This window comes from Komagataeibacter kakiaceti JCM 25156, from assembly GCF_000613305.1.
In genome coordinates this window covers 1-6,146 of the sequence record NZ_BAIO01000118.1, presented here as the reverse complement: position 1 = coordinate 6,146, position 6,146 = coordinate 1, and the positions used below count along the sequence as shown (strand labels likewise).

The 6,146-nt window shown below is 61.3% G+C and carries 7 protein-coding genes and 1 pseudogene; 6 read left to right on the top strand and 2 right to left on the bottom strand.

Features of this window, described 5'->3' with window-relative positions:
- The 4 genes from JCM25156_RS08335 to JCM25156_RS29900 all read left to right on the top strand — a co-directional run.
- On the top strand, window positions 1–2,148 hold a 2,148-nt coding region (locus tag JCM25156_RS08335; RefSeq protein WP_025812750.1), incomplete at its 5' end, for a GH36-type glycosyl hydrolase domain-containing protein.
- 92 nt (window positions 2,149–2,240) lie between these two features.
- Complete coding sequence (locus JCM25156_RS28815) at window positions 2,241–2,702, top strand: hypothetical protein (protein WP_148299361.1); 462 nt, start codon at window positions 2,241–2,243, stop codon at window positions 2,700–2,702.
- Entirely contained in the window at window positions 2,696–3,031 is a 336-nt protein-coding gene (locus tag JCM25156_RS08330; protein WP_025812749.1) for a hypothetical protein, read from the top strand. Before JCM25156_RS28815 ends, JCM25156_RS08330 begins: the two co-directional genes overlap by 7 nt.
- Window positions 3,032–3,102: 71 nt before the next feature.
- Window positions 3,103–3,249, top strand: coding sequence for a hypothetical protein (locus JCM25156_RS29900; RefSeq protein ID WP_183478813.1), 147 nt, complete (start codon window positions 3,103–3,105; stop codon window positions 3,247–3,249).
- A 139-nt stretch (window positions 3,250–3,388) separates the two neighbouring features.
- Here JCM25156_RS29900 and JCM25156_RS08320 read toward each other — a convergent pair whose 3' ends face one another.
- A complete protein-coding gene (locus JCM25156_RS08320; RefSeq protein ID WP_025812748.1) occupies window positions 3,389–3,853 on the bottom strand; it encodes a hypothetical protein in 465 nt (154 codons plus the stop codon).
- Window positions 3,854–4,259: 406 nt separating this feature from the next.
- On the opposite strand from JCM25156_RS08320, the gene JCM25156_RS08315 reads away from it, so the two are divergent.
- Entirely contained in the window at window positions 4,260–4,595 is a 336-nt protein-coding gene (locus JCM25156_RS08315; protein ID WP_025812747.1) for a con-10 family general stress protein, read from the top strand.
- A gap of 228 nt (window positions 4,596–4,823) precedes the next feature.
- Window positions 4,824–5,357 carry a DUF4142 domain-containing protein gene (locus JCM25156_RS08310; protein ID WP_025812746.1) on the top strand — a complete coding sequence of 178 codons (534 nt, stop codon included), beginning with the start codon at window positions 4,824–4,826 and terminating at the stop codon, window positions 5,355–5,357.
- A 187-nt stretch (window positions 5,358–5,544) separates the two neighbouring features.
- Here the strand turns inward: JCM25156_RS08310 and JCM25156_RS29395 are convergent.
- Window positions 5,545–6,146: pseudogene (locus JCM25156_RS29395) on the bottom strand (sulfate/molybdate ABC transporter ATP-binding protein); the annotation flags it as partial.

The following is a 6,146-nucleotide window of genomic DNA, read 5'->3' as shown; positions in this document are numbered from 1 at the left end:
TATGTGGCGCGCCATGGCCGGGGATATTCGCGGCTGGAGCGCATAGCCCATGGCGTGGCCAGTAGCCTGCTCCAGTACGTGGCCGTAACCGATCCGGTCAAGATTACGCGCATCCAGCTTCACAACCTGTCCGACCAGCCCCGCACATTGTCCGTTACGGCCTATGTGGAATGGGTGCTGGGACCGGCGCGGAGCACGGCGGCCCCCTTCGTCTCCACCGACATGGATACCGAAACCGGTGCGCTGTTCGCCAGCAACCGCTGGAATACCGAATACAGCAACCGGGTCGCGTTCGCGGATATTGGCGGGTATCTCACCGCCTGTTCCGGTGACCGCACGGCCTTCATCGGCCGCAACGGCACGGTGGACCATCCCCTGGCCTTCACCCATGCCAATGGCGTGCAGGGACGGACGGGGGCCGGACTGGATCCATGCGGGGTGGTGCAGACGATCGTGACCCTGCCACCGGGGGGCAAGGCTGAAATCACCTTCCTGCTGGGTGAGGGTGAAAACGAGGACGAGGCCCGCAACCTTGTCACCCGCTACCGCACGGCCAATCTGGATCAGGTGCTCGAAACGGTCAGGCGGCACTGGGACCGCGTGACCGGAACCATACAGGTCCGGACCCCGGACCGGAGCATGGACATCATGCTCAATGGCTGGCTGCTTTATCAGGCGCTGGCCAGCCGCGTGCAGGCGCGGGCCGGTTTCTATCAGGCCAGCGGGGCCTACGGCTTCCGCGACCAGTTGCAAGATGGCATGGCGCTGGCCCTGTCCTGCCCGGAGCTTGTGCGCGGGCACCTGCTGCGCGCGGCGTCGCGGCAGTTCGTGGAAGGGGATGTGCAGCACTGGTGGCTGCCCCAGACCGGGGCGGGGGTGCGCACCCATATTTCCGATGACTGCGCGTGGCTTGCCTATACGGTGGCGTACTACGTCACCACATCGGGCGATACGGGCGTGCTGGATGAACGGATCGAGTTCCTGCAGGCCCCACCCCTGCCCATGAGCGAGCATGACCGTTTCATGGTTCCCGCCACCTCCGCCGAGAGCGGGTCGCTGTTCGAGCACTGCGCCCGCGCGCTGGATCACAGCATGGCCTCGGGGGCGCATGGCCTGCCGCTCATGGGTACGGGCGACTGGAATGACGGCATGAACCACGTCGGCGCGGAAGGCCAGGGGGAGAGTGTGTGGCTTGGCTGGTTCCTGCACACCACGCTCATGGCCTTCATTCCGCTGGCCCGCGCACGCGACGATCACACCCGCGCGGAGCGGTGGCAGGACCATGCGCGCGCCCTCGCCATGGCGCTGGAAGAGACATGGGATGGAGACTGGTACCTGCGCGCCTATTTCGATGATGGCACGCCACTGGGCACCCATACGGCAACGGAGTGCCAGATCGACGCCATTTCCCAGTCATGGGCCGTGCTGTCCGGCGTGGCGTCGCTGGAACGGGCGGAACACGCCATGCGCTCCGTCATGACCCGTCTGGTGCGCCCGCATGACGGGCTGGTGCTTGTGCTGACCCCGCCATTCGACACCATGGAGCCCGATCCGGGCTATATTCGCGGCTACCCGCCCGGCATACGGGAAAATGGCGGCCAGTACACCCATGCCGCCCTGTGGACGGTCATGGCCATGGCCGCGCTGGGCGAAGGGGATCAGGCGCATGCCCTGTTCCATATGCTCAACCCCATCAACCACACCCGCGACCCCGATGACGTGGCCCGTTACCGGCTGGAGCCCTATGTGGTCGCGGCGGATGTCTATTCCTGCCCGCCCCATGTGGGACGGGGGGGATGGTCGTGGTACACCGGATCGGCGGGGTGGATGCAGCGTGTGGGGGTGGAGACCATACTGGGCATCCGCATCCACGGCACGCAGGTGCTGATCGACCCCTGCATACCGCGCGACTGGCCGGAATTCACGCTGACCCTGCGCTGGCGGACCGCGACCTACGGCATTACCGTGCGCAATCCGAACCAGGTGAGCCGTGGCATAAGCCATGTCAGCGTGGACGGCGCATCCGTAACCCCCACCACGATCCTGGACATGGTTGATGATGGCGCTCGCCACGAAATAACCGTCACGCTGGCTGATCCCCCTGCCCTGCGCGATGCGGGCCGCCAGCATGGGCATTCATGCAAATAAAACAAAAAACTCTTTCGCCCATATTCCGTTAACTGCTGCGTGCTGGAAAACAGGCCCATTCTCGTGACCTCTTCTATAACAGGAGAAAGACGATGACTTGCCGCACATATGTTCATATCGAGACCTATCCCCTGCCCGTGGCATTCGCCTTTGCCGGTACTCCCGATACGGGGGCGGAGCGGAAGGGAAGTAAAACAGGCAAGCCCCGCAAGGGCGAGGACGAGCCGGACTCCACCCTCGATAACGACGAAAAGGTCGAGACGACCAGCCACAAAGGTACCGGCAGAACCCCGAAACCTGCGATGGCCACCCGACACCGCCGGGCGGACAGGACTGACACGCACCGGCCTTTCCCGGTAAGGAACAGGACAAGAAAGCAGGCGCGCCCGCGCTATCCGTGGGCCTGCCCATTCAGGCCGGGAACCGTAACCGGATGGTCGCGGGTACGGTCCTCCCCCATTGTCATGGTTCCCGCGCCCCCCGACAAAACATATGCAACCTTCAGACTTTCCGGGGCTTTGGTTCTGGATGGAAGGGAGACACAATCATGGTAAAAACACTCCATTCAACGCTGCTGGCGGCCGTCATGTTCAGTATCCCGGCAATGGCCGTGGCGCAGACCGGCCCGATGGACGAACCGGCCCCCACGGCGAATTCGGCGGCGTCGGAAGTGGGTAAAAACCCGCCCTCCGCCACATCGCGCAGTGGCAGGCGGGTGGAACCCTCGGACAAGCTGTGGAACAACCCCCGCACCGTAAGCGAACAGCCCGGCACGCAGCCGCCCCCCAATGATACGACCATGCATCACCATGAACATGGCAGTGAGGGGCGCAGTTCGCGCGGCGGCGACAAGACCCCCAATCCCGCCGACAGGGGTGACTAGCATGCCACGGCGCGAATACGCCGCAATGCCCCCTGCCGGGAAACCGACATTCCACACAAGGTACCCCGATCATGCAGCACAAACCCGAACCCGAAAGGGACAAGCCCCCCACGCCTGAGGAAAAGCAGGCGGATGAAGGCCGCGACGAAGCCCTGGACGAAAGTTTTCCCGCCAGTGATCCCCCATCACAGGGACGGACGACCGGGCCGAACAAATGAACCGCCCGGCCGGATGGTCCATGCGGAAGGGGACATTTCCCACCACAGGGTTCAGGATGGCGATGCGCCCGCGGGCGGGCGCATGCCATCCTGCATTGATGAACGAAACCGGGCGGACGATGCAGCCTTCGCGGCGCATTCAGTCGTCGCGCACCTTCATCTTTTCACATTCCGCATCCACGCTCATGCGCTGGAACGCGCCCAGGGCCAGCACGATCAGGGTCGCGACCACCAGCAGGCTGGCGGGATAGAGCATATCGGAGGGTTCGCCGGTATTGGTCTCGAAAACCCCGACCAGCCCCTCGATGAAGACCGCGATGATAATGGTGGTAATGAATTTGGTCAGGCTTGCACGGGCCTCGCCAAGGCTTTTCTTGCCGCTGGTCTGGATGACTTCCTCTTCCACGAAATACTTTGCCACGTCGAAGACCGCGACCGCGATCACCACATAGCTGATGGCCTGAAGAAGCGCGTTCCGGCCCGCATGTACCGAATGGGCGAAAGCCCCGACCAGATCCACCATCCCGAAGATCAGAAGCATGAGCGCAAGCAGCATGAGCATGATGCTGGCCGCCGCGAAAGCAAGACGTGACAGGTACTGCATCCTTGTCGCTCCCTATTCCCACGCAAACCCTGTTATGTACAGGCCGACATTTGCCCTGGGCAATTTATTGGCGTGCATGGCCTGAAATGGAATAAATGACCACTTTCATCCACTCCCCCATGAATCCACAGGTCTGTTTTTAGACCATATGGAAGAATATACAAGAATCAATCTATCGCAATGCAACAAATATATCTCTGTTATATTATGAATTCGATACATATTTCATGAAATTGGAAATTTTTATTTTTATTTTCTCCCAGAACGGGCAACCCCGTCCCGGATGCTCCGTTGATCTCTCCGCGGCGTGCAATGCCGGGATCGCTTCCCCGCCACAGCCCCACGGGCGTGAGGGGGAATAACAAGGATCCCGTAAAGCCGCTGCAATCCAGAAAGGTGAACGATCATGGTTTATCGTATCTACCCGCACGAAGGTGCCAGCATTCCCGCAACCGCGCCGGCCGATACACACGGCAGCGGCAGCCACGGCGGACATGGCAGTGGCGCCGAACACAATCCGGGCAACTTTGCCAACGACCCCCAGAAAGCGTCCGAAGCAGGGCACAAGGGGGGACAGCACAGCGGCGGCAATTTCGCCAAGGATCCGCAACGGGCGTCCGAAGCTGGCCACAAGGGCGGGCAGCACAGCTCGGGCAACTTTGCCCAGGACCCGCAGCGCGCCGCCGAAGCGGGGCGCAAGGGGGGACAGCACAGCCACGATCATGACCACGACAAGGGCTGACTTCCGGTGGGCGGAACCTGCAAGGGTTCCGCCCTGCCGCAATGCAGGACAGTTGAAAAAAAGAAGGCTGCCTTACACAGGCATTGCGCCGGATACCATGAATGAAAATTGCATATGAAATAAAAATATAATTCCGGGCACCCCTGTAGCGGATTATGTATTCGTGCCTGTTTTTATGGTGTCCAGCTTCCTGTCGATGCAACCATGATGCATGGGGAGTAATAAAAAATGAATAAAAGCATAATTGCGATACTGGGGCTGGCGGCCTGCCTGTCCGTGCCCGCGATGGCGCAGTCAATTCCGGAAAAGAGCGGCATCAATTCCCTTATGGGCGTTGCGTCCCGCACGGCTGATTTCGTCAAGATCGCCACGATCAGCGATATGTTTGAAATCCAGTCCAGTGAACTCGCGCAACAGAACCATGACCCCACGCTAACCGCCTTCGCGGCGCGGATGATCGAGGATCACAAGAAAATCTCGGCATCGCTCAAGGACACCATCCGCAGCGGCAACCTGCAGGCGGACCAGCCCGCTGATCTGGATACAAGCCATCAGGACATGCTGGACAAACTCAAAACGCTGCATGGCCATGACTTTGCCCTGCAATACCGCTCGGACCAGATTTCCGGACATGAAGACGCCGTGTCGCTCTACCGCCGTTACGCCGAAGGTGGGGATAACGCGGCATTGAAAACCTGGGCCGCCCATACCCTTCCCATGCTTGAAAACCATCTGAAAATGGCGCGCGCGCTGCCACAGTAAAGGGCTTCGGACGCGCCGGATAAAAAGCTGTCTGAAAAAATGAGTGATGGAAACAGCAGTTTCCGGGTGCCGCCTTTTTGAAAAAAGGCGGCATTTGCCTGATTCCCTCTCATGATTATGGAATGTCTCAGGGACAGACTTTTTCAGACAGTCCCCGATATATCTTCCATGGCGCGCGGCGTGGCGGTCATGTGCGCAGTACGGACGCCGCCACCGGCTGCGGCCAGACATCATCCCGCGCGATCCGCCCCGCTGATATGTCGAGCGCGCAGTTGACGACAATAGGCGCCGCCCCCTCCGGTATCACGGTTTCAAAACGCAGGCCCTGCGTGCCCGTGCCCGTCATGAAATCATATGTGCCCAGCATCCCGCGCGTCTGGCGCAACCATGCCATCGCTCCCCCACGGTCGGGCAGAAGGCGGATGTCGGACGGGCGGATAAGAACATCCGCCCCGCCATCAGGCACGGATGTGGCAAAGGCGTGAATGTCCGGCAGGTCGGCGATGAACAGCCCGCGTTCGACCCGGCCGGGAATACGGATCACATCCCCCGTGAATTCCATGACAAAGGGACTGGCCGGTTTCTCCTCCAGTTGCCGCACCGTGCCGGCCTGCACAATGCGCCCGTGCCGCATCAGCGCGATCGTATCCGCCAGTTCGGTGGCTTCCTGCCGGTCGTGGGTGACAAGGATGGTAGTCAGCCCGAGGCGTTCATGCAGGTCGCGCAGCCACCCCCTGATCTGCCTGCGCACAAGCGGGTCAAGCGCGCCAAAGGGTTCGTCCAGCAGCA